The sequence below is a fragment of the Streptomyces sp. NPDC039736 genome (assembly GCF_055596485.1).
The window spans coordinates 750,989-769,724 of sequence record NZ_JBVIUQ010000003.1; the positions used below are offsets into that span (position 1 = coordinate 750,989).

General features: G+C 71.9%; 13 protein-coding genes. 7 read left to right on the forward strand and 6 right to left on the reverse strand.

The genetic code is table 11. The features are described 5' to 3' along the window. Position 1 precedes the first annotated feature (1 nt). On the forward strand, positions 2 to 880 hold the full coding sequence (locus ACZ56L_RS12855) for a hypothetical protein (protein WP_471063712.1): 879 nt from the start codon (positions 2 to 4) through the stop codon (positions 878 to 880). Between the two features lie 158 nt (positions 881 to 1,038). Here ACZ56L_RS12855 and ACZ56L_RS12860 read toward each other — a convergent pair whose 3' ends face one another. The 4 genes from ACZ56L_RS12860 to ACZ56L_RS12875 all read right to left on the reverse strand — a co-directional run bounded on the left by ACZ56L_RS12860 (position 1,039) and on the right by ACZ56L_RS12875 (position 6,797). Then, positions 1,039 to 1,590: an EF-hand domain-containing protein gene (locus tag ACZ56L_RS12860; RefSeq protein ID WP_345227155.1), complete on the reverse strand. Its 552-nt coding sequence runs from the start codon at positions 1,588 to 1,590 to the stop codon at positions 1,039 to 1,041. A 136-nt stretch (positions 1,591 to 1,726) separates the two neighbouring features. Then, the gene (locus ACZ56L_RS12865; RefSeq protein WP_471063714.1) at positions 1,727 to 4,039 is read right to left on the reverse strand and encodes a molybdopterin-dependent oxidoreductase; all 2,313 of its coding nucleotides are present in this window, start codon (positions 4,037 to 4,039) and stop codon (positions 1,727 to 1,729) included. Positions 4,040 to 4,241: 202 nt separating this feature from the next. Continuing rightward, the gene (locus ACZ56L_RS12870) at positions 4,242 to 4,910 is read right to left on the reverse strand and encodes a molybdopterin-dependent oxidoreductase (RefSeq protein WP_345227150.1); all 669 of its coding nucleotides are present in this window, start codon (positions 4,908 to 4,910) and stop codon (positions 4,242 to 4,244) included. A 432-nt stretch (positions 4,911 to 5,342) separates the two neighbouring features. Continuing rightward, positions 5,343 to 6,797 carry a WGR domain-containing protein gene (locus ACZ56L_RS12875; RefSeq protein ID WP_471063716.1) on the reverse strand — a complete coding sequence of 485 codons (1,455 nt, stop codon included), beginning with the start codon at positions 6,795 to 6,797 and terminating at the stop codon, positions 5,343 to 5,345. 643 nt (positions 6,798 to 7,440) lie between these two features. Between ACZ56L_RS12875 and ACZ56L_RS12880 the strand changes: the two genes are divergently transcribed. Then, entirely contained in the window at positions 7,441 to 8,508 is a 1,068-nt protein-coding gene (locus ACZ56L_RS12880; protein WP_471063718.1) for a beta propeller repeat protein, read from the forward strand. Positions 8,509 to 8,510: 2 nt separating this feature from the next. After that, positions 8,511 to 9,611, forward strand: coding sequence for a hypothetical protein (locus ACZ56L_RS12885; RefSeq protein WP_401761842.1), 1,101 nt, complete (start codon positions 8,511 to 8,513; stop codon positions 9,609 to 9,611). A 781-nt stretch (positions 9,612 to 10,392) separates the two neighbouring features. On the opposite strand, the gene ACZ56L_RS12890 is transcribed toward ACZ56L_RS12885, so the two are convergent. Then, the gene (locus ACZ56L_RS12890) at positions 10,393 to 11,637 is read right to left on the reverse strand and encodes a PP2C family protein-serine/threonine phosphatase (protein ID WP_471063858.1); all 1,245 of its coding nucleotides are present in this window, start codon (positions 11,635 to 11,637) and stop codon (positions 10,393 to 10,395) included. Between the two features lie 787 nt (positions 11,638 to 12,424). Here ACZ56L_RS12890 and ACZ56L_RS12895 point away from each other — a divergent pair. After that, positions 12,425 to 13,618, forward strand: coding sequence for an NAD(P)/FAD-dependent oxidoreductase (locus ACZ56L_RS12895; protein ID WP_471063720.1), 1,194 nt, complete (start codon positions 12,425 to 12,427; stop codon positions 13,616 to 13,618). Beyond that, entirely contained in the window at positions 13,615 to 14,532 is a 918-nt protein-coding gene (locus tag ACZ56L_RS12900) for an RNA polymerase sigma-70 factor (RefSeq protein ID WP_471063722.1), read from the forward strand. The genes ACZ56L_RS12895 and ACZ56L_RS12900 overlap by 4 nt, the downstream gene beginning before the upstream one ends. A gap of 416 nt (positions 14,533 to 14,948) precedes the next feature. Here ACZ56L_RS12900 and ACZ56L_RS12905 read toward each other — a convergent pair whose 3' ends face one another. Beyond that, the gene (locus ACZ56L_RS12905; RefSeq protein ID WP_471063724.1) at positions 14,949 to 16,205 is read right to left on the reverse strand and encodes a cytochrome P450; all 1,257 of its coding nucleotides are present in this window, start codon (positions 16,203 to 16,205) and stop codon (positions 14,949 to 14,951) included. Between the two features lie 350 nt (positions 16,206 to 16,555). On the opposite strand from ACZ56L_RS12905, the gene ACZ56L_RS12910 reads away from it, so the two are divergent. Together ACZ56L_RS12910 and ACZ56L_RS12915 are read left to right on the forward strand one after the other, a co-directional pair. After that, entirely contained in the window at positions 16,556 to 17,686 is a 1,131-nt protein-coding gene (locus ACZ56L_RS12910) for a type III polyketide synthase (protein WP_345227131.1), read from the forward strand. Then, the gene (locus ACZ56L_RS12915) at positions 17,683 to 18,246 is read left to right on the forward strand and encodes a cupin domain-containing protein (protein ID WP_471063726.1); all 564 of its coding nucleotides are present in this window, start codon (positions 17,683 to 17,685) and stop codon (positions 18,244 to 18,246) included. Before ACZ56L_RS12910 ends, ACZ56L_RS12915 begins: the two co-directional genes overlap by 4 nt. The last annotated feature ends 490 nt before the right edge of the window (positions 18,247 to 18,736 follow it).

Below are 18,736 nucleotides of genomic sequence, written 5' to 3' on the forward strand. Positions count from 1 at the left end.
CATGCCCGACACCCGCGGTACCAGAGCATTCAGCGAGCGGGCCACGTCCCGCTTCTCCCTCCTGTCCACCGCCCTCGCCCTGAGCGCGTCCGCGCTGCTGTCCGCCGCCGGCCCGGTGCACGCGGCTCCGGCCAAGGACCCGCTGCCGGTGGACATCCCGGACTACCGGGCCGCCCTCGACGCGGTGAAGTCCGCCGACGTCCGCGATACCGTCTGCCGCTTCCTGCGCACGCCGCTGCCGACCGGAGCCAACGGTGCGGCGCAGCCGATCCCCGACACGGCCGAGCCGTGCCAGGGCCTCCCGGTCTTCACGATCAAGGACCCCGTGGCCCTGAACGAGATCACCCCGGCCTTCGTCGCGGGTACCGCCGCGCCGCTGCCCACGAACGCGGTCAAGCTGACCCAGCTGGTCTCCTCGCTGAGCACCACCGTCAACGGCCGCACCGCCACCGTCATGCTCGCCCCGACCCAGGGCGGCGGCTGGCACCTGGCGGCCGTGCGCGACGGCGACAGCGACGCCGCGTTCGCGAGCAGGGCCGCCGCCGGCACCGTAGTCTTCGCCGAACCGCAGATCCGCGGCTGGTACCAGCTCAGGCTCACCACCGTCACGCCGCTCAACGACCAGGCGCGGCAAGGCCTGGGCGGCCAGGCGTCGGTGTCGCTCAGCGACTACCAGAAGCTGCTCAAGAGCCGTTACGCCGACAAGCTGCCCGGCTCGGAGTACGACACCAGGGGCTACTCCAGCGGCTACTCCCTGCCCACGGGCACGGACGACGCCCCGTCCTCCACCCTGCTCCTGGCCGGCGGTTCCAGCGCGGCACTCGCCGTCACGGGCGGCGCCGCCGTGCTCCTGCGACGCCGGCGCACCCACACGGCCTGAAATCCCCGTACGACCCCCGCTCCGCCCCCGCACCCGGCCGTGGCGGAGCGAGCACCGCACCGTCCCGCACCCCCGCGCCCTGAGCCCTGCCGTCGAGCTCGCACGACACATGCCCACACCAGGAGTGGTGCGGGCATGCGGTGTCCGTGTCCGGGGCGTCAGCCGGCGAACTTGCCGAACAAGTGGTTGGCGGGAGCGTCCGGGTCGTCGCCGTAGAAGAACTCCGCGACCGCCTGGTGGAATTCGGCGCGGTCCAGCGCACCGGAGCCGTCCCGGTCCAAGGCCGCGAAGACCGCGGCGCAGTCCTCGCCGGGAACGCCTGCGACCGAGTCGTACATCTGCTGGAACTCCGCCCGGTCGATCCTGCCGTCCCCGTTGAGGTCGGCCAGGTCGAAGAAGCAGTCGGTCACCGGCTCGATCTGCTCCGGGTACCGGGCGCGGTCGGTCAGCGCCCGCCTGAACCCTTCGGTCATCTCGCGCAGGTCGATCTTCCCGTCGCCGTCCTGATCCATCGGAGCGATCACGTTCGCCCAGAAGCCGTCCATCCCCTCGGTGAGCGTGCGGGCTGTCGCGGAGTCCGGCGCCGCGCCACGGGCCGCGATGTAGCGCTCACTCATCATCCGGACGTCCCGCTGGGTGATGAACCCGTCGCCGTCGACGTCCGCGCCGCGGAACCACTGGCCGTACTTGCGTTCTTGAAGTGCAGTCACGAACGCGGACAGTATTCATGCGATTACGCATACGCAAATCGCGAGGGGAGCTCCTCGGCGTCCGGGGTCGGCCCGTGACGCGCTCGGCGGTGGCGTACGAGAAGGATCCGTTCGTCGGGGCGGGAGACCCTTCGTGTCACTGTTCGAGAGGGGGCGGGGTGAAGGCGAGTACGTCGGGCAGGGGGCCGTCGTACCGCTCGACGTCGACCAGCGTGCTGAGCGCACTGGGCCCTTGGGACAGGCGCGAGCACGGCCGGTCCGCCGTGAGGACGTTCGGATTGCCGTGGCGGTCCATGGTTCCGCTCAAGCCCGGCCGGACCGGATCCCACCACGCTCCCGTGGACAGTTGTACGACGCCCGGCATGACGTCCTCCGACAGGACCGCACCCGCGAGACAGCTCCCCCGGTCGTTGTAGAGGCGCACGACCATGCCGCTCTCGATGCCGCGCGACGCGGCGTCCCCCGGGTTCATCGTCACCGGTTCGCGGCCGCGGATCTTCGAACTCAGGCTGTGTCCGCCGTTGTCGTACTGGCTGTGCAGGCGGGAGGCGGGCTGGTTCGAGAGCAGATGCAGCGGGAACCGGCCGGCCAGATCGGCGCGGAGCCACTCGACCGGTGCGTACCACTTCGGATGCCCGGCGCAGTCGTCGTAGCCGAACGAGTCGATCACCTCGGAGAAGATCTCGATCCTGCCCGACGGTGTCGGCAGGGGGAAGCGCCGCGGGGCGCCGCGGAGCGCCCCGAAGTCGCCAGGGAACGGTCCGGTCGACGCCGGCAGTTCAACGGTGGAGCTTCGCCAGAAGTCGTCGAAGCCCGGCAAGGACGCCTCGACGCCGAGCTCGGCCCTCGTCTGCTCGTACAGGTGCCGCACCCACTCGATCTCGGAGCGCGACTCCGTGAACTCCTGCTCGTACCCGAGCCGCGCCGCCAGGCCCCGGAAGATGTCGTGGTCGGTGCGCGACTCGCCCGCCGGCTCGCGGGCCTTCGGCATCGCGACGAGGTGGGGGTCCGAGAACCCGGCGGCGAAGTCGTCGCGCTCCAGACTGGTGGCGACGGGGAGGACGATGTCCGCGAACTTCGCCGTGGCGTTCCACCATGCCTCGTGGACCACCACCGTGTCGGGGGCCTGCCAGGCCCGGGTCAACCGGTGCAGATCCTGGTGGTGGTGGAACGGATTCCCTCCGCACCAGTAGATCAGGCGAAGTTCGGGCAACGTGAGCCGCCGGCCGTCGTAGTCGATGGTCCGGCCAGGATGGAGCAGGGTGTCCGCGATCCTCGCGACCGGGATGAAATCCGGAACGGGGTTGGGGACCTTGGGCACCGCCGCCACGGAGGGGCGGCCCCTGGCGACGCCCGTCGCGTCCATCGTCGCGTAACCCGCGCCCCAGCCGCCGCCCGGCCGGCCCATCGAACCCGTCATGGCGGCCAGCACGACGGACATCCAGATGGGCTGTTCGCCGTGGTCCGCCCGTTGTACCGCGTAGTTGACCATGATGAGCGAACGCCGGGTGGTGAGGCGGCGGGCGAGGTCGCAGAGCACGTCGCGGCCGATGCCCGTGATCCCCGCTGCCCAGGCGGCGTCCTTGGGGACGCCGTCGAGCTCGCCGAGCAGGTAGGAGGCGAAGCGGTCGAACCCGGCGCAGCAACGGCGGAGGAAGTCCTCGTCGTGCCATCCGTTGACCAGCATGGTGTGGGCGATGCCGAGCATCGCCGCGGTGTCGGTGTGGGGGACGACGGGCAGCCATTCGGCGTCCAGGAAGCCGGCGGTGTCGCTGCGGAGAGGGCTGACGTTGACGAACCGCACCCCGGCCTCACGGCACTGCCGTTGCAGGTCCCGCGTCCGGTGCCTGGCCAGTCCGCCGGGGTTGATCTGGCTGTTCTTGAGGGCCAGCCCTCCGAACGCCACCACGAGTTCGCAGCTCTCGGCGATCTCGTCCCACATCGGCATCCGGGACTGGTAGCTCCACGGGTGCCCGCCGATCACATGGGGGAGAACGACCTCCAGAGCCGCGGTGCTGTACGTGTTGCGCGAGTCGGTGTATCCCCCGCCCAGCGCCAGGAAACGCTGGAGCTGCCCCTGCGCGTTGTGGAACCCGCCCGCGCTCGCCCAGCCGTAGGAGCCGCCGAACACCGCGCTGTCCGAGTGCTGGGAGCGCACACGACGGAGTTCATCGCTGACCAGGGTGAGCGCGTCGTCCCAGCTCACCTCCACGAAGGCGTCCGCACCTCTGGCCGTGTCGTGGACGCGCGGCAGGCCGTCCAGCCAGCCCTTGCGGACCGCGGGGCGCAGCACGCGAGCGCTGTCGTCGGCAGCCGTCACCATTCCGGGGCCGATGGGTGACGGCGCGGGGTCGTCGCCCCTCGGCTCCACGCGTACGAGCCGGCCGGAATCGACCACCGCGACATAACTGCCCCAGTGGGTCGCCACCGATATGCGTCGTTCCACCATCCACGGACTCCCTCGCCGAAGTTCCCCGTGCGCGCGGGCGACGGCTGCCTGCGTCACGGAGGGTCGTTGCCCCGCTGTCCTCTCCGCCGATGGTCTGCGGGACGGACACTTCCCCGGTGGCGTACAGCCCAACCCCGTTGTGCGCATGTCTGCGCAACGGCCGCACCAAGGCCCCGGCCGCCCCGACTCCGAACGACCGCCGTCACCCCTGTTTGCGTCCCTGCCGCGCGCTCGCCGCCCGGATCCCGGCGACCAGTACCCGGTACAGCGGCCGCACCACCCGGCCGGGCAGCCGGCGGTGCCGCTCCTCCTTCCACACCCGGGCCCGGGAGTGCGCCGCCAGGGGTGACCAGCGGTCGGCGGGCGGGGGCGCGGTGACGTGGAACTCGATGCGGCAGAGGTGCTTGATGTTCACGTAGCCGTACTGCCAGGGACTGACGAGCCGTACCGGGGCGCCGTGCTCACCGGTGAGCGGCTCCCCGTCGAGACGCTCGGCGAGGAGCACGTCCTCACCCAACGCGTCCTCCAGCAGCACCGACGCCCGTACCCCGTCAGCACCCACGAACACCAGGTGGCTCACCAACGCCCCGGGCCGCAGGGCCGGTTGCACCACCTCCCGGTAGAAGTCACGGAACCCGACTCCTTCCCACACCAGCCCGGTCGCCGACCACCCGGCCACACAGTGGAAGTCGGCCCGCACCTCGCGCCGGGGCAGCCCCGCCAGATCCTTCACCGGCAGCGTGAGGTCCTCCGCCAGAGCACCGACCAGCTTGATCACCGGGTCGGCGGGGACGGGCGGCGGCGGATTCTTCAGGTCCTTGCCGAACCTGGGAAATCCCCTGAGGGCACGTTGTCCTGGCGGAAGCGTCATGTCGGTCCTCCGGTCTGCGCCCAAGTCGGGCACCGCCCAACCTACTTGAGCAGTTTTTCGGCCCGCCTCCGGCATGCCCATGATGCAGAACCGCCGGCCGGCCCCGCCGCGGCCGGCCGGCGGCCCCCGCTCGCGTCGGCTCAGGCGTACAGGCCCGGCTTGCGGGCCTCGGGATCCTTGCGGTCCTCGCGGTCTTCGCGGTCCACGCCCAGTCGGACGGGCCGTCCGTGCCTCCGCGCGCCAGTGAGAACTCCAGCCCCTTCCTCATCCAAGGCTCCCTTCACGTGGGAGGGTCGGACGCCCTGACCGCGCGGGGGCAGGCGCGTCGACTCCGCTGCGGGGGAACGGGGTTCAGCCACGGGGGCCTGGCCTGCTTCAGGGCGGGCCCGCACCGGGTCCGGCCCGCCGCATCCGCCCTCACCGCGGCCTCTGTCAGAGCAGTCGCTGGATGTCTCCGCGCACCCGGTAGAAACCGCCGGCCGCCGTGTGCAGCGCGTCCACCACGTAACGGGCCCCGGGCTCCCGGATCGCCCGGGGGAACTGAACGTTCAGCGAAGGGTCGTAGCCCCCGGACACGACGTGCACCCGTACCCGGCCCGCCTCCTGCACGCACTCCACGACGATCGCCCCGCTGGGCGCCTGGGCCACGGTGGCCACCGAGCCCGCGTCCGTGGCCGGCGCGCTGGCGGGCATGGCCGCCGCCAGCTTGACGTCCCGCGCCACCGGCACCGTGCCCTGCTGCGCCGCCGCGACGGCCGCCTCGCTCGCGTCCACGCAGAGCAGCGAGCCGTCGGTGGTCACCAGATAGAGCCGCTCGTCGTGGTACTGCATGGACAGCGCGGAACCGTCGCCCGTGCCCAGCTTCCAGAGCCGGGTGCCGTCCTGGTCGAAGCAGTAGACGGACGAGGACGCGTCACCGGCGAACACGAACCGCCCGCCGGGCGAGGTCGCGCACGAGTACACGGCGCTGTCGCAGGTGTACGTCGCCTCGATCGCACCGGTCGCCTTCGACAGCCGCTGGACGGCCTTGTGCGCGGTGCCCGCGTACACCACGTCGCCCTCCTGCCAGCCGAACAGCACCCCGCCCTTGGTGCGTGTGTGCCACAGTTCCCCGCTGCCGTCGGGGGCGTAGGCGGTGACGCCCTTGCTGTGGCCGTGGTAGACGGCCCGGTCGTCGGCGCGGACCATCCAGGCGTGCTCGCCCTGGCTGCGGCGCGCCCACTGGTGCTCGTCCTCGTGGTCGATGACGGTGAGACGCCCGTCGCGGTCGGAGACGTTCAACTCGCCCTCGTGGATGTCCAGCCAGAAGATGTCGACGTCCGCCGCGATGTTGTAGGCCGCGAACGGCAGCTTCGACGACAGGTCGTACACCTTGCCGTCGTCACAGCCCGCGTAGATCCAGAAGTCGTCGGCCACCAGGCACTTCACGCCGTCCGGCAGGCGGAAGCGGGCCAGTACGCCGCCCTCGTGGTCCAGGGTGTACACGTCGCCACGCTGGTTTCCGACCCAGCAGCGGTCGTCGTCGACGTGGATCCCGAACGCGGCCGAACCGGTGCGGAAACGCCACAGCACGGGTGCCGCCGAGCGCGCGGTGGAAGGCGCGGAGGAGACCTGCCGCCGGGTGACCGCGCGCGGTGCGCGCTGCCCGGGGACCGCCGGGGCGTATCCCTTGCGGACCTTCTCGCCGATCTTCTTCGCGGCGGCGGCGCGGGCCTTGTCCGCCGTGGCGAACGTCGTCGTCTGCGTCTGCCCCTCGGCGCCGATCCGGCCGTACCGCACGCTCACGGTCAGGCCGGCGACCGTCACCTCGTAGAACTTGTGCGCCGCGCCGTCCTCCTGGGACAGCTCCAGATACGTCGCCGACACCGTGGCGGAACCGTGGGACATGACAGACCCCTCCCCTGCGCATCCGCCGTCCGACCGGCGAATTCCAATGATCGAACCGTAGACGGAGGCACTGACAACGCGGGTGCGGTGTCAGTGGGTGCTGTACGCGGAGCGGGAGTGGTACGGCGGCGGGGCCGGAGGGGGCGGCAGCACCCACGTGCGCGGCCAGGCCCCCGCCGCCTGGACAACCACGGGGTTCAGGTGCACCGGAACCGGCAACGCCGGGGACCCGGCGGGCTTCACGGAGGAACTGAGCTGGCGGGCGGGTGAGCGGCGAGCCGGGCGCCGAGGACGCCGCGGGCCTCGGCTGGACGCCGGCCTTCGCCGGGGCGACGGAAGCCACCCGGCGCGGCCCGTGGTTCGTGCGGACATCGGAGTAACCGGGGCGGCAGGACCGAGATGCGGTGGCCGCGTACGTGAACCGCGCCGTCGGCGCCGGCTCAGATCCTCCAGGGAAACAGAGGGCGCGGGAGGGTCTCCGCGGAGCAGCCCCTCTGGGGGTTCGCACACCCGGCCTTCCTGCGCCCTCAGGCCCCGGCGCGCGAAGGACGCGAAGGAAGGGGCCTTCTTCGGCCGGTTGTCGTCTGTCCACGGGGACGAAGACGTCGGTAGCTTGTGCGACCTTCGTACTCCTGGGGGTCTCGTGAACCGTCTCCGAACGGTCGTCGTCTGCCTGGTGATCGCCTGTGCGGGAGCACTGTCGCCGACTGCCGCGGGCGCGGTGGCCGGAGCCGTGCCACCGCGCTGGTCCGCGCTGCCGGTGCCGACGGCGGTTCCGCCGGTGCACGTGGCCGACCTCGCCGCCCGCGGACCGGGCGAGGCGTGGGCGACCGGGTCCGAGAACGTGTCGGAAGGACCGCGGCCTGTCCTGTACGGGTGGAACGGCTCGGCATGGCGCCGGGACAGCACCTTCCCCGGGGCCGGCGAACCGGGCCGGCTCGGCAAGGTGCAGTTCGTCGGCGAGGAGGCGTGGATCTTCCATCTCCGCGACGGCGCGGGCGAGATCCTGCGCCGTTCGGCGGGAGGGTGGAGCACCGTCCCGCTGCCCCGGCCCCTGTGGGTCCACCAGGACTTCGCCGCGGTCCCGGGCGCGGCCTGGGTAGTCGGCGAGGACGACACGGGGCTGAAGGTGCTGCACTACGACGGTTCCCGCTGGACCGAACAGCCCACGCCCGAGGGCGTGACGTTCCTGATGGGGATCACCGCGCGCAGCGCCGACGACGCCTGGGCCTGGGCGGACACCGCCACCGGTCCCGCTGTCCTGCGCTGGGACGGCGCGACGTGGCGGGACGCGAAGGTGCCACTGCCGCCGAACAGCAACGTGCAGTCGGTCCTTCTCGAACCGTCCGGCCGGGTCACGATCGCCGGCAGCCAGTACGCCGACGGCGTGAACAGCACCTATCTGATGACGCGTACCGGGTCCGCCTGGCGCACCACTCACCCGCCGCTGGGCAACGCGTCCACCGAGGCCGTGGTGCGCGGCCCGGACGGCGCGCTGTGGCTGCCGATGCGCAGCGACCGCGCGTTCCAGTCGAAGTACGCGCGGGTGGACGGCGCGCGCACCACCTTCTCCTACGGCCCGCAGCGCACGAACGCGATCGAGGTCCAGGCACGAGTGCTGGCCAGGGCCGGATCCGCACTGCTGTCCTTCGGGACCGCCGAGATCTACGGCTCGAAACCCCATCCGATGAGTGAGCGGCTCGGAGGCTGACCATGGCACGCAGACTTCTCGTCGCGGCCCTCGCGGCTGCCATGACCCTGGCACCCGTGGCCGCCGCGGACACGCCGACCTGGCACCACGTGCCGGTCCCGGCGCAGGTGCGCCCGCAGGCCGGGCTGAACGAGGCCGCCGCGAGCGGACCCGACCGGGCCTGGGCCGTGGGCGCCGACGCCGTGGGCCGCACGGCCCCCGGTTATCCGCTGATGCTGCGCTGGAACGGCACCGCCTGGCAGCGCCAGAGCCTGCCGGGCGGCGACTGGCAGGGAGAGCTGCTGTCGGTGGCCGCCGCCTCGCCGACCGAGGCCTGGGCGGTCGGCCGTGACACGGCGGGCGCCGCCCGGCTGCTCCGCCTCACCGCCGCCGGCTGGTCGGAGAGCCGGGCGCCGCGCGGTGTCGTGCTGAACAAGGTCGTCGCGGGCGGCGGCGAGACCTGGCTGATCGGCTCGCGGGAGGGTGCGCAGGCGCTGCTGCGCTGGGACGGGCGCGGCTGGCGGGATCTGCCGGTGCCGCCGGGTTCCGTGTACGGCCTGCACCTCCTGGCGGCAGACGACGTGTGGGCCGCCGGCTCCTCCGGAGAGGGTGCGACCGTCTCGCACTGGGACGGCACCGCCTGGCAGCAGACGATCGTGAGCGGGTCCCCGCGGGCGGGGGTCGGCAGTGTGCTGGCGGTCTCGCCGACGGAGGTGTGGGCGGGCGGCTCGGCCGGCTTCATCGGCGGCCCGGCGGGCAAGCCGATCCCGCCGCTGCTGGTCCGCTGGGACGGGCAGACGTGGAGCCGGGTGACCGTTCCCACGGACTTCGGCGGGATCACCTCCCTGGCCCCCTCGGCCTCCGGTGCGCTCGGCTGGGTCGCGGTGGCCCGCTCGCTGAAGTGGGGGCCGCCGGGCAGTCACCCGCCGCTGGTCCCCGGGCCCGCCTTCCTCTCCTGGAACGGCCAGTCGTTCACCCCGTACGACGAACCGGCCGTGGCCGGGGAGGGGGCCTCCTCCGCACTGACGCTGGCCCCGGTGCCGGGAACGGCGACGGTGTGGTCGGTCGGCCGCGCGGGCGGCCCCGAGTCCACCTTCGCGCCCCGCATCCTCCGGTTCGGCTGAACCGGGGCGGGTCGGGACGGGCGGGCGGGGCCGGGGAGCGGGCGCGCCGTCCGCCGTACGACGCGGTTGCCCTCGCCCGGCCGGTCTGCCCCGCGGGTCGACGAACCGGCCCGACGCCTGGTTCGAGCGGTCGGAGCACCCGACACCCGTGTGCCGGCGGGTCTCCGAGGGGGTGACACCCACCCGGAACGTCACGGGGCGTCGACACGGCCCAGCGCCAGGAGGCCGAGCAGCGTGGGGCCGCCGAGGTGGGGTGAAGGAGGAAGTCATGTCCGGATCTCGTGAGTCCGGACAAGCCTTTTCGGCGTCCACACGGCGGACCGCTCCGTTGACCGTCTGTGCGCGCGGGTCCTGCTCGCCTTGTGCTGTGGTGAGGACGTGGGGGAGGGGTGCCTCAGACGGTGGTGTTCTCGTGGATCCCGCCGGGAGCGCGAGAACACCATGGCCTGCGGCTCATGACCAGTCGGCCCGCCCAGGAAGGGGAGCGGACCGGAGGGGAGTTGTGCACCCGCTCGTTCAGCGAGTCGTGTGCGAGGAGGACACGGAGCGGATCGATCGAGCCCGTGCCTGCCGCGCGGGCAGGCGTTGGCGCGGGGCTGTCTCTTGACGGCTATGCGTCCTTCACCTCTCAGGGATCCTCGGCGGCGTCATGCAGCAGGGTCGTGCTGTCCGGGGGGCGGGGTTCTGTACGAGCCGGCCTTCGGCGGCTCGTACAACCGCAGCGCCTCAACGCCGAACACCACCACGCTGCGGAGCCCGTGACGCCTAGACGCGCGGCTGCCTACGCCCCGGAGACAGGGGGAGGGCCCGCTGTTGCGGGGGATGCGTCGATGAGGCTTGCGCCGGTGTCGGCGTTGCGGCGGGACTGGTCGACTCCGTGCCAGTCCAGGCACATGACGGTGGCGTCGTCCTGGAGATGTCCGTGGTTGGCGGCGACGACGGCGCCGATGAGGGTGCGGGCGGCCTCGCGGGGGTGCAGGGTGCGGGTACTGGTGATCAGGGCGGAGAGGTCGAGGGCGTCGGCGTTCCGTTCGAGCATGCCGTCGGTCAGGATCACGAGGCGATCGCCGGGCCGCAGGTCCAGTGCCTGGACCTGGTAGGTGTGCGGGACGTGGAAGCCGAACGGCATGTCGACCTTCGGGGTGAGTTCCTGGACCCGGCCGTCGCGCATCAGCAGAGGCCAGGGATGTCCGGCGTTGATGAACTCGGTACTCCCGTCGACCAGGCTGATCCGCAGGAGCTGGCCGGTGACGTAACTTCCGCGGCCGTGCTCACGCACGGCCCGGTCGGCCTGACGGGCCTGCTCGGCGAGGCCGGCACCGGCCCGCCGGGCCCGCCGCAGGGCACCCACCAGGAGGGTCGCCAGAAGCGCGGCGTCGACATCGTGGCCCATGGCGTCGGTGACGGAGAGCTGGACGGTGTCCCGGTCCACGACATAGTCGAAGGTGTCGCCCCCGACGTGGTCGGCGGGCTCCAGCGAACCGGCGACGGCGAACTGTGCCGCCTCGCAGGCCAGCGACGCCGGGAGCAGCCGGTGCTGGATCTCCGCGGCCAGACTCAGCGGGGAGGTCCGCCGTCCCCACTGGTACACATCGGTGAAGGAACGGTTGGCGATCACGATGTAGGCGAGCGCGTGCGCGGCCTCGCCGATCTCACGCATCATCCCGGCCTCCGGTGCGGCGGGCAGGAACAGCTCCAGGAGCCCGATGGCGTCCCCGCGGTTGGTCACCGGAGCCACTACCCGCACCAACCCGCCCCCGTCGCCGTCCTTGTCCTCCACAGCCGGCCGCTGAGTACGGATCACGTCGTCGTAGACGGTGCCCGCCAGCGGAATGCGCCGAGCGATCTCCCGGGTCTCCACACTGCCGGCCGCGCCCAGGCGCACCACGGAACTCCCCGTGAAGTCACTGATCAGAAAGGACACCGTCACCGCCCCGAGATGCTTCTGGAGCATGGCGGCGACGACGTCGAGCGACTCCACCGGAGCCGCGCTCTCGGCCGCGGCCAGGGCACCCGCCAACGTCAGTGCCATGCCCGTACCGCTTCCCGTTCCGGCACCGCGCACCGAAGTCTCACCGCTCTCGTCGGGCCGGCATCTGTTCACGGTCACCTCACAGCTCGCTCTTTGGTTCAGTGCTCCTCTGTACACGAGGAACACCAGAACCACCGGATACCCGACCGGCCGCGCGGCATGTCACGACGGCACCAGTCTCCGCACGCTCGAGTCGTCCGTACTGCCATCGCAGGGCGACCGCAGTCCGGCCGGGTGAAGCCGTTGATCGCTGCGAGAGGTGTCGAGCCGTGGTGTGCCGGCAGGGACCGACACCCGGCTGTCCCCGCCGACACCGCGCGGGCGGGACGGCCCGACCAAGCCTGTCCCCTTCAGCCGGAGAAGACCAGTTCGCTCGGGTGGTGCTGCTGCCCGACGCCCGGCTAAGACGGGCGGTCTTCCGGTTCTGCGGCAGTGCAGGTCGCGCTCACCGCTGTATCCGGTGCCGGTGCTCCCCGAGACCGGCATGGTGCGGTCAGCGGGTGCTGGGAGTGGGGAGACGGTCGTGCTCGCGGGTGGCGCGGAAACCGCGATTCCTGCCGCTGACCTGCGGTTTCTGTTGGGATAGCAGTTCCTGCGCGCAGCCGGTTCGATCCTGGTTGAATGCTGCGTCGTGGCGCTCGGGGGGCTGACGCCGTGCGCCTGCCCCCTCTTCGTGATGTGACGCAGGCCACTTCGATCCCGTGTCACGAACGGGAAGGCAGCTTGCGTCTGGTGGTCGTCCGAACGGCGGGAACGACCACCGGAAAGAAGCGGCAGAGCGATGAACGCGACAGCAGCACAGCAGCACGAGGTCCTGGTCCTGGGCGCCGGTTACGCCGGCCTCTCGGCGGCGATCCAGCTCGCGGCCCGCACCAGGAAGCGCGGGGACCTGCGCGTGACGTTGGTCAACCCGTACGACACCTTCACCGAGCGGCTCCGGCTGCACATGACCGCCACCGGCCAGGAGACCGCCGAGATGAACATCCCGGACCTGCTGGACGGCACCGGGGCCGGCTTCGTCCGCGGCTGGGTCACCGCCGTGGACGCCGAGGAGAAGACCGTCCGGATCGACGACGACCGGGTCCTGCGCTACGACACCTTGGTCTACGGCCTGGGCAGCATCGCGGACACCGCCGCCGTTCCCGGCGTGGACGACCACGCCTACACCCTCAACAGCCCCCAGGACGCCGCCCTCCTCGCCGACCGGCTGACCCGGCTCGACGGCGGGACCGTCGTGGTCGGCGGCAACGGCCTCACCGGAGTCGAGGCCGCCGCGGAGATCGCCGAGCGGCACCCGGAGCTCCAGGTGGTGCTGCTGGGCCGCCAGGAGCCGGGGGCGGGCATGCACCCGAAGGCCAAGGCGCACCTGGACGCGGCGCTCGCCCGGCTCGGCGTGCAGGTGCGCAGCGGCGTCGAGGTGGTCAAGGTGCTGCCGGACAGCGTCGAGCTCGCCGACGGCACCGGCATCCCGGCGGCCGCGGTGCTGTGGACCAGCGGCACCCGTGTCTCGCCGCTGGCCGCCGCCGCCGGCCTGACGGTCGACGAGCGCGGCCGGGTGGTCACCGACAGCGCGCTGCGCTCGGTCTCCCACCCGGACGTCTACGCCGTGGGCGACGCGGCGGCGGTCCGTCAGGGCTACGGCGTCATGCACGGGACCTGCCAGGGCGGCATGCCCACCGGCGTGCACGCGGCTCTCTCGATCCTGCGGGTGATCGCCGGCAAGGAGCCCAAGCCCTTCCGCTTCGGCTACTACCACACACCCGTCAGCCTGGGCCGCCACGACGCCGTCGTACAGTTCACCCACCCCGACGACAGCCCACGCCGAATCGTGCTGACCGGCAAGCGGGCCGCGAAGTACAAGGAGACGGTCACCGCGGCGCCGTGGGCGACCTTCGCCCGCATGAAGAAGGTGCCCGCCTCGGGCGCCCTCTGGCCGCACGGCGGCCGCTACACCCGTACCAGGAGCGCCAAGTGACCCAGCCGCAGCAGGCCGGCCCCGACCAGCTCGCCTTCCAGCAGTACCGCACCCTGCTCTTCTCCGTTGCCTACCGCATCCTCGGCTCCGCCGCCGACGCCGAGGACGCGGTCCAGGACGCCTGGCTCAAGTGGTCGGCGGCCGACCGCTCCCAGGTCGCCGATCCCAAGGCCTATCTGGCCCGGATCGTCTCCAACCTGGCGATGGAGCGGCTGCGTTCCACCCGCCACCAGCGCGAGACCTACGTAGGCCCCTGGCTGCCCGAGCCGATCCTCACCGGCCCGGACACCGCCGACGGCATTGCTGCGGCGGACTCGGTCTCCACGGCCCTGCTGGTCGTGCTGGAGACGCTGAGCCCCCTGGAACGCGCGGTCTTCGTACTGAAGGAGGCCTTCGCCTTCAGCTACGCGGAGATCGCGGAGGCGGTGGAACGCTCGGAGCCGGCGGTCCGGCAGGCCGCGCACCGCGCCCGCGAGCACGTCCAGGCCCGCCGCCCCCGTTTCACCGCGGACCGAGCCCGCCAACGCAACGTCACCGAACGCTTCTTCGCGGCGGCGACGGGCGGCGACATCAACACCCTCATGGAGCTGCTCTCCCCCGACGTGACGCTGTGGACAGACGGCGGCGGCAAGGTACGCCAGGCCCTCAAGCCGGTCGTCGGCCTGGAGACCGTGGCCGGCTGGTTCGCCGCGCTCGGCACCGTGACCTACCAGGGCATCGAGCCCGGGCAGATGCGGGCGGAACTCACCTCGATCAACGGCGGCCCGGGCGTGGTCTTCCGCGGCCCGGACCGCGTGGTCGCCACGCTGACCTTCGACTTCGACCCGGCAGGCCGCATCTCGACCATCCACAACGTGGCCAACCCCGACAAGCTCCACGCCGTCGCAGACGGCACTCGGCACGAACTCCCCTGAACCATCCGATCGACATCGAACCCTGCGGACCTGAATCTCCTGCATCCCGGGCGGCGCGCTGGGCGGATGGTGCCACCAGGTCGTCGTGTCGGGATCGACCTGCCACTCCAGCCTGTTGAACGGAACGGCCGGCGCAGCCCCCGCCGTGGCATCCCGTCACTGGGAGGCGTCGGCCAGACGGGTCCGCGGGGAGCCGGACACCACCGGATCGCGACCGAACGCCGGATCCGTGCGGTGGTCACCGGCCTGGGCGGAGCGCTGGCCCGCCCGTGGCAGCCGCGGCGATCACCGTCGCGGTGGAAGCGGGCGGAGCCCTCGCCGGGAGCGAGCTCGTCGGAGCCTCGCGAGCGGCTTTCCTGAGCGGGGCGTCGCCGCGCCGGTCCACCGGGGGCCGGGGCCGGGACCCCGGCGGGTCCTCACCAACGCACCTGGAGCGCTTCGGGTCCGCGGATGAGCACCTCTGTCTGCCAAGGCACCTCCTCGGGCGGCACGGCCAGTCGGAGCCCGGGCCAGCGGGTGAGCAGGGCGGCCAGCAGGATCTCGGCCTCCGTGCGGGCGAGGAGCGGGCCGATGCAGAAGTGCGGGCCGTGCCCGAAGGCCAGGTGCGGGGGGCCTTGGCGGTCGAAGTCGATACGGTCGGGTTCGGGGTAGACCTGGTCGTCCCGGTTGGCCGCCACGTACGACACGTAGACGAACTCGCCCTTGCGGACCAACGTGTCTCCGACACGCACGTCCTCGGTGGCGACGCGGGGCTGCCCGACGCCGTGCTTGTGCGGGATCCAGCGCAGCAGTTCCTCCACGGCGCGCGGTACGAGGGCGGGTTCGGCGCGCAGCCGGTCGGCGAGGCCGTCGCGGGTGAGGAGGGCGAAGACCATGTTGGAGGTGTTGTTGCAGACGGCGTGCCAGCCGTTGAGGCCCATCAAGGTGGCCAGGGCGAGCAGTTCCTCCTCGTCGATGCGTCCGGCGTCGACGGCGGCGACCATGGTGCTCATCAGGTCCTCGCGCGGCTGGCGGCGACGCTGGTCCGCCAGCTGCCGGAAGTACTCCCGGGCGTGCTCCTTCACCTCGCGGGCCCGTTCGGCCGCCGCCGCGTCGGAGGCTCGGGTGAGCAGGGTCTGCGCCCAGTCGCGTACCTGGGGCAGTTCCGCGGTGGGCATGCCGAGCACCTCGCCGATGACGGCGAGCGGGAAGGGCGAGGTGACCGCGGCGACCAGGTCCAGGGGCGGTCCCGCGGCCTCGGCGGCGTCCAGCAGGCCGTCCACGAGCTCCTGGAGGCGGGGGCGCAGCCGGTCCATGGCGCGCTGGGTGAAGGCGGATGCGACCACGGCCCGGACCCGGGCGTGGTCGGGCGGATCGACGAAGCTGACGGCCCGGTCCAGCGGGATGAAGTGCTTGGTCATCTTGGGGATGGGCAGGCCGACGATGTCGCGGCTGAAGCGGGCGTCCGACGTCACGAAGCGGACGTCCTCGTAGCGGGTGACCAGCCAGCAGTCGCCCTCGCCGTGCGGCAGCCGGATGCGCGAGACGGGAGCGTCGGTCAGGGAGGCGCGGAGGAAGGGGTCGAAGTCGAGCGCCGGAAGGTCGTGGGCGTCGTACGTCCGTACCCCGGACGCGGGGCAGGCGTGCGCCGGTTCGTCCGGATGCCGCGTTCCGCTCATCAGGCCCTCGCTCACGCCACCACTCCTCGCCGTCATGCGTTCGTTCACCGCCGCCGTTCGGTGACGGCGGGGCGGCCGTCGCGTACCGGACCGCCGCACGTCTGTCTCACCCAGAAAGGTGTAAATACTGTCTTACCCGATCAACTCGTGCTCTAATGCGAACAAATAGCAGAGACCACCCTTGTGCGGCCGGAGCACTCCGCCGCCCCACCCTCCGTCGTGCCGAGCGGACGCGAGCGGTGGACACACCCTTCTATATGCGCTTTTTGTGTGAATGCCAGCAGATGTTCCGAGGGTGGGGTGCCCTGCCCGTCCCCGGGCGCGGCGACAGCCGTGCGTACGCCCCCATCGCCCGAGGTGATCCCATGCCCACGTTGTGCCGTCCCGCCGTCGCCGTTCCGGAATTCGTCATCACCCAGGAGGAGACCCTCGCCCTGGCGCGCAGACTGCACCACGGTCATCCGCAGCTGCCCCTCGCGCTGCGTCTGATCGGCAACACCGGAGTGCGCGAGCGCCATCTGGTGCGCCCCATCGAGGAGACCCTCCAGCACCCCGGCTTCCGCGCCCGCAACGACATGTACGTCACGCAGGCCAGGGCCCGGATCCCCGCGGTGGTCGAAGAGGCACTCGGCCACGCGGGCCTCACGGCACGCGACATCGACCTCATCGTCTTCGTGTCCTGCACCGGTTTCACCATGCCCTCGCCGACCGCCTGGCTGATCAACACCATGGGCTTCCGGCCCGAGACCCGGCAGATCCCCATCGCCCAACTCGGCTGCGCGGCAGGCGGCGCCGCCATCAACCGCGCCCACGACTTCTGCACCGCCTACCCCGGCCGCAATGCCCTCGTGGTGGCCTGCGAGTTCTCCTCCCTCTGCTACCAGCCCACCGACCTCGGCGTGGGCAATCTGCTCTCCAACGGGCTGTTCGGCGACGCCGTCGCCGCGGCCGTGGTGCGCGGCGACGGCGGCACCGGCGTCGAGCTGCGCCACAACGGCAGCCACCTGGTGCCCGACACCGAGGACTGGATCGCCTACGACGTCCGCGAGACCGGCTTCCACTTCATGCTCGACAAACGGGTGCCCGGCACGATGGAGCAACTCGCTCCGGTACTGGCCTCGTTGGCCCGCCAACACGGCCAGTCCGCCTCCGCCATGGACTTCTACATCATCCACGCGGGCGGCCCGCGCATCCTCGACGACCTGTGCACCCATCTGAAGGTCCCGCCGGCGTCGTTCCGTTTCAGCCGCGCCACACTCACCGAGTACGGCAACATCGCCAGTGCCGTCGTGCTGGACGCCCTGCGCCGCCTCTTCGCCGAGGGCGGCCCCGGCGTCGGCGCCCACGGCATGATCGCGGGCTTCGGCCCCGGCATCACCGCCGAGGTCGCACTCGGCACCTGGACCACGGCCGAAGCCGCCGCCCGCACCCCGAACCGGCTCCGAGACGGGCTGGCGGACAGCGAGGACCTGGACGGACAGGGGGCCCTCGTATGACCGGCCCCGGCCTGAGCACGGGAAGCGGCCAGGGGCTCGTGGTACCGCCCGGCGCGGGCCGCGTCCTGGCCGCGAAGGCCCAGCACGTCACGTACAAGGTGACCGGCGAAAACTCCGCCGCCGCCTCGACCTTCGAGGTGCTGGTGCCGCCCGGCTTCGATGTCGGCGCACACGCCCACGCCCACAGCGAGGAACTCTTCTACGTGCTGGAGGGCGAACTGGACGTGCTCGCGTTCGAACCCCGGGTGCGCACCCCCGACAACTGGCGCTCCTGGGAGTCGCACGCGGGACAACGGAGAACCAGAGCCACCCCCGGCACCCTCATCCACGTACCGCAGGGCTGTCCGCACGCCTTCGCCAACACCAGCGGCGCGACGGCGAAGATGCTGTTCCAGTCCTCCCCGCCGCCCGCTCACGAGCGCTACTTCGAGGAACTGCTCGACATCCTCACCTCCGGCGCGCAACCCGCCGAGCGCGACGCCGCGATCGACGCCCTCCGCACCCGGTACGACATCGAGCAGATCACCCCCCTGCGCTACGACCCGCCCGGCCCCCGATGAACCCCGAACCACCTCGCCGGCCCCCGGGAGGGGCGGCACCGCCCGTCGCTTGAGCGTCAGGATGCCTCCCAGAGCGTCATTCGAGCGTCGAAGAGGGGCACGTAACGCACATGAGGATGTAACGCACATCATCAAAAACCGCAGGCCAGGGTGTGAGGCCGTTGCAGTTCGGTATGAACCCGGCGGCGGTGGCAAGGGCGATGAGCGGGGCACCGCGGAGGCCGAGGACCACCTGCTGCGACACGAGCTCGACGCGGCCGCGTACGCGGTCGCCGAAGGCCGGTATCGGACCAACGCTGGCCCGCCGCTCACCAGCCGCCCGGCAAAGCACAGGGTCCGGTCGGCGTGCAGCAGGACCCCGTCCTTCCTACGGACGGTGTCTTCGTAGTGCCCCACTTGAGCCGGGGCCTGGGCGGCGCCAGCGCGACAACTGATATGCGAACGGCTGCGGCCGGCGGTGATCCACCCTGTGCGACTCTCGGCTGTCGTC

What these genes read in the sequence shown, in the direction of transcription:
- ACZ56L_RS12855 (WP_471063712.1), top strand. Translation starts at nt 2, where the DNA reads ATGCCCGACACCCGCGGTACCAGAGCATTCAGCGAGCGGGCCACGTCC.
- ACZ56L_RS12865 (WP_471063714.1), bottom strand. Translation starts at nt 4,039, where the DNA reads ATGGTGGAACGACGCATATCGGTGGCGACCCACTGGGGCAGTTATGTC.
- ACZ56L_RS12870 (WP_345227150.1), bottom strand. Translation starts at nt 4,910, where the DNA reads ATGACGCTTCCGCCAGGACAACGTGCCCTCAGGGGATTTCCCAGGTTC.
- ACZ56L_RS12875 (WP_471063716.1), bottom strand. Translation starts at nt 6,797, where the DNA reads ATGTCCCACGGTTCCGCCACGGTGTCGGCGACGTATCTGGAGCTGTCC.
- ACZ56L_RS12885 (WP_401761842.1), top strand. Translation starts at nt 8,511, where the DNA reads ATGGCACGCAGACTTCTCGTCGCGGCCCTCGCGGCTGCCATGACCCTG.
- ACZ56L_RS12895 (WP_471063720.1), top strand. Translation starts at nt 12,425, where the DNA reads ATGAACGCGACAGCAGCACAGCAGCACGAGGTCCTGGTCCTGGGCGCC.
- ACZ56L_RS12910 (WP_345227131.1), top strand. Translation starts at nt 16,556, where the DNA reads ATGCCCACGTTGTGCCGTCCCGCCGTCGCCGTTCCGGAATTCGTCATC.
- ACZ56L_RS12915 (WP_471063726.1), top strand. Translation starts at nt 17,683, where the DNA reads ATGACCGGCCCCGGCCTGAGCACGGGAAGCGGCCAGGGGCTCGTGGTA.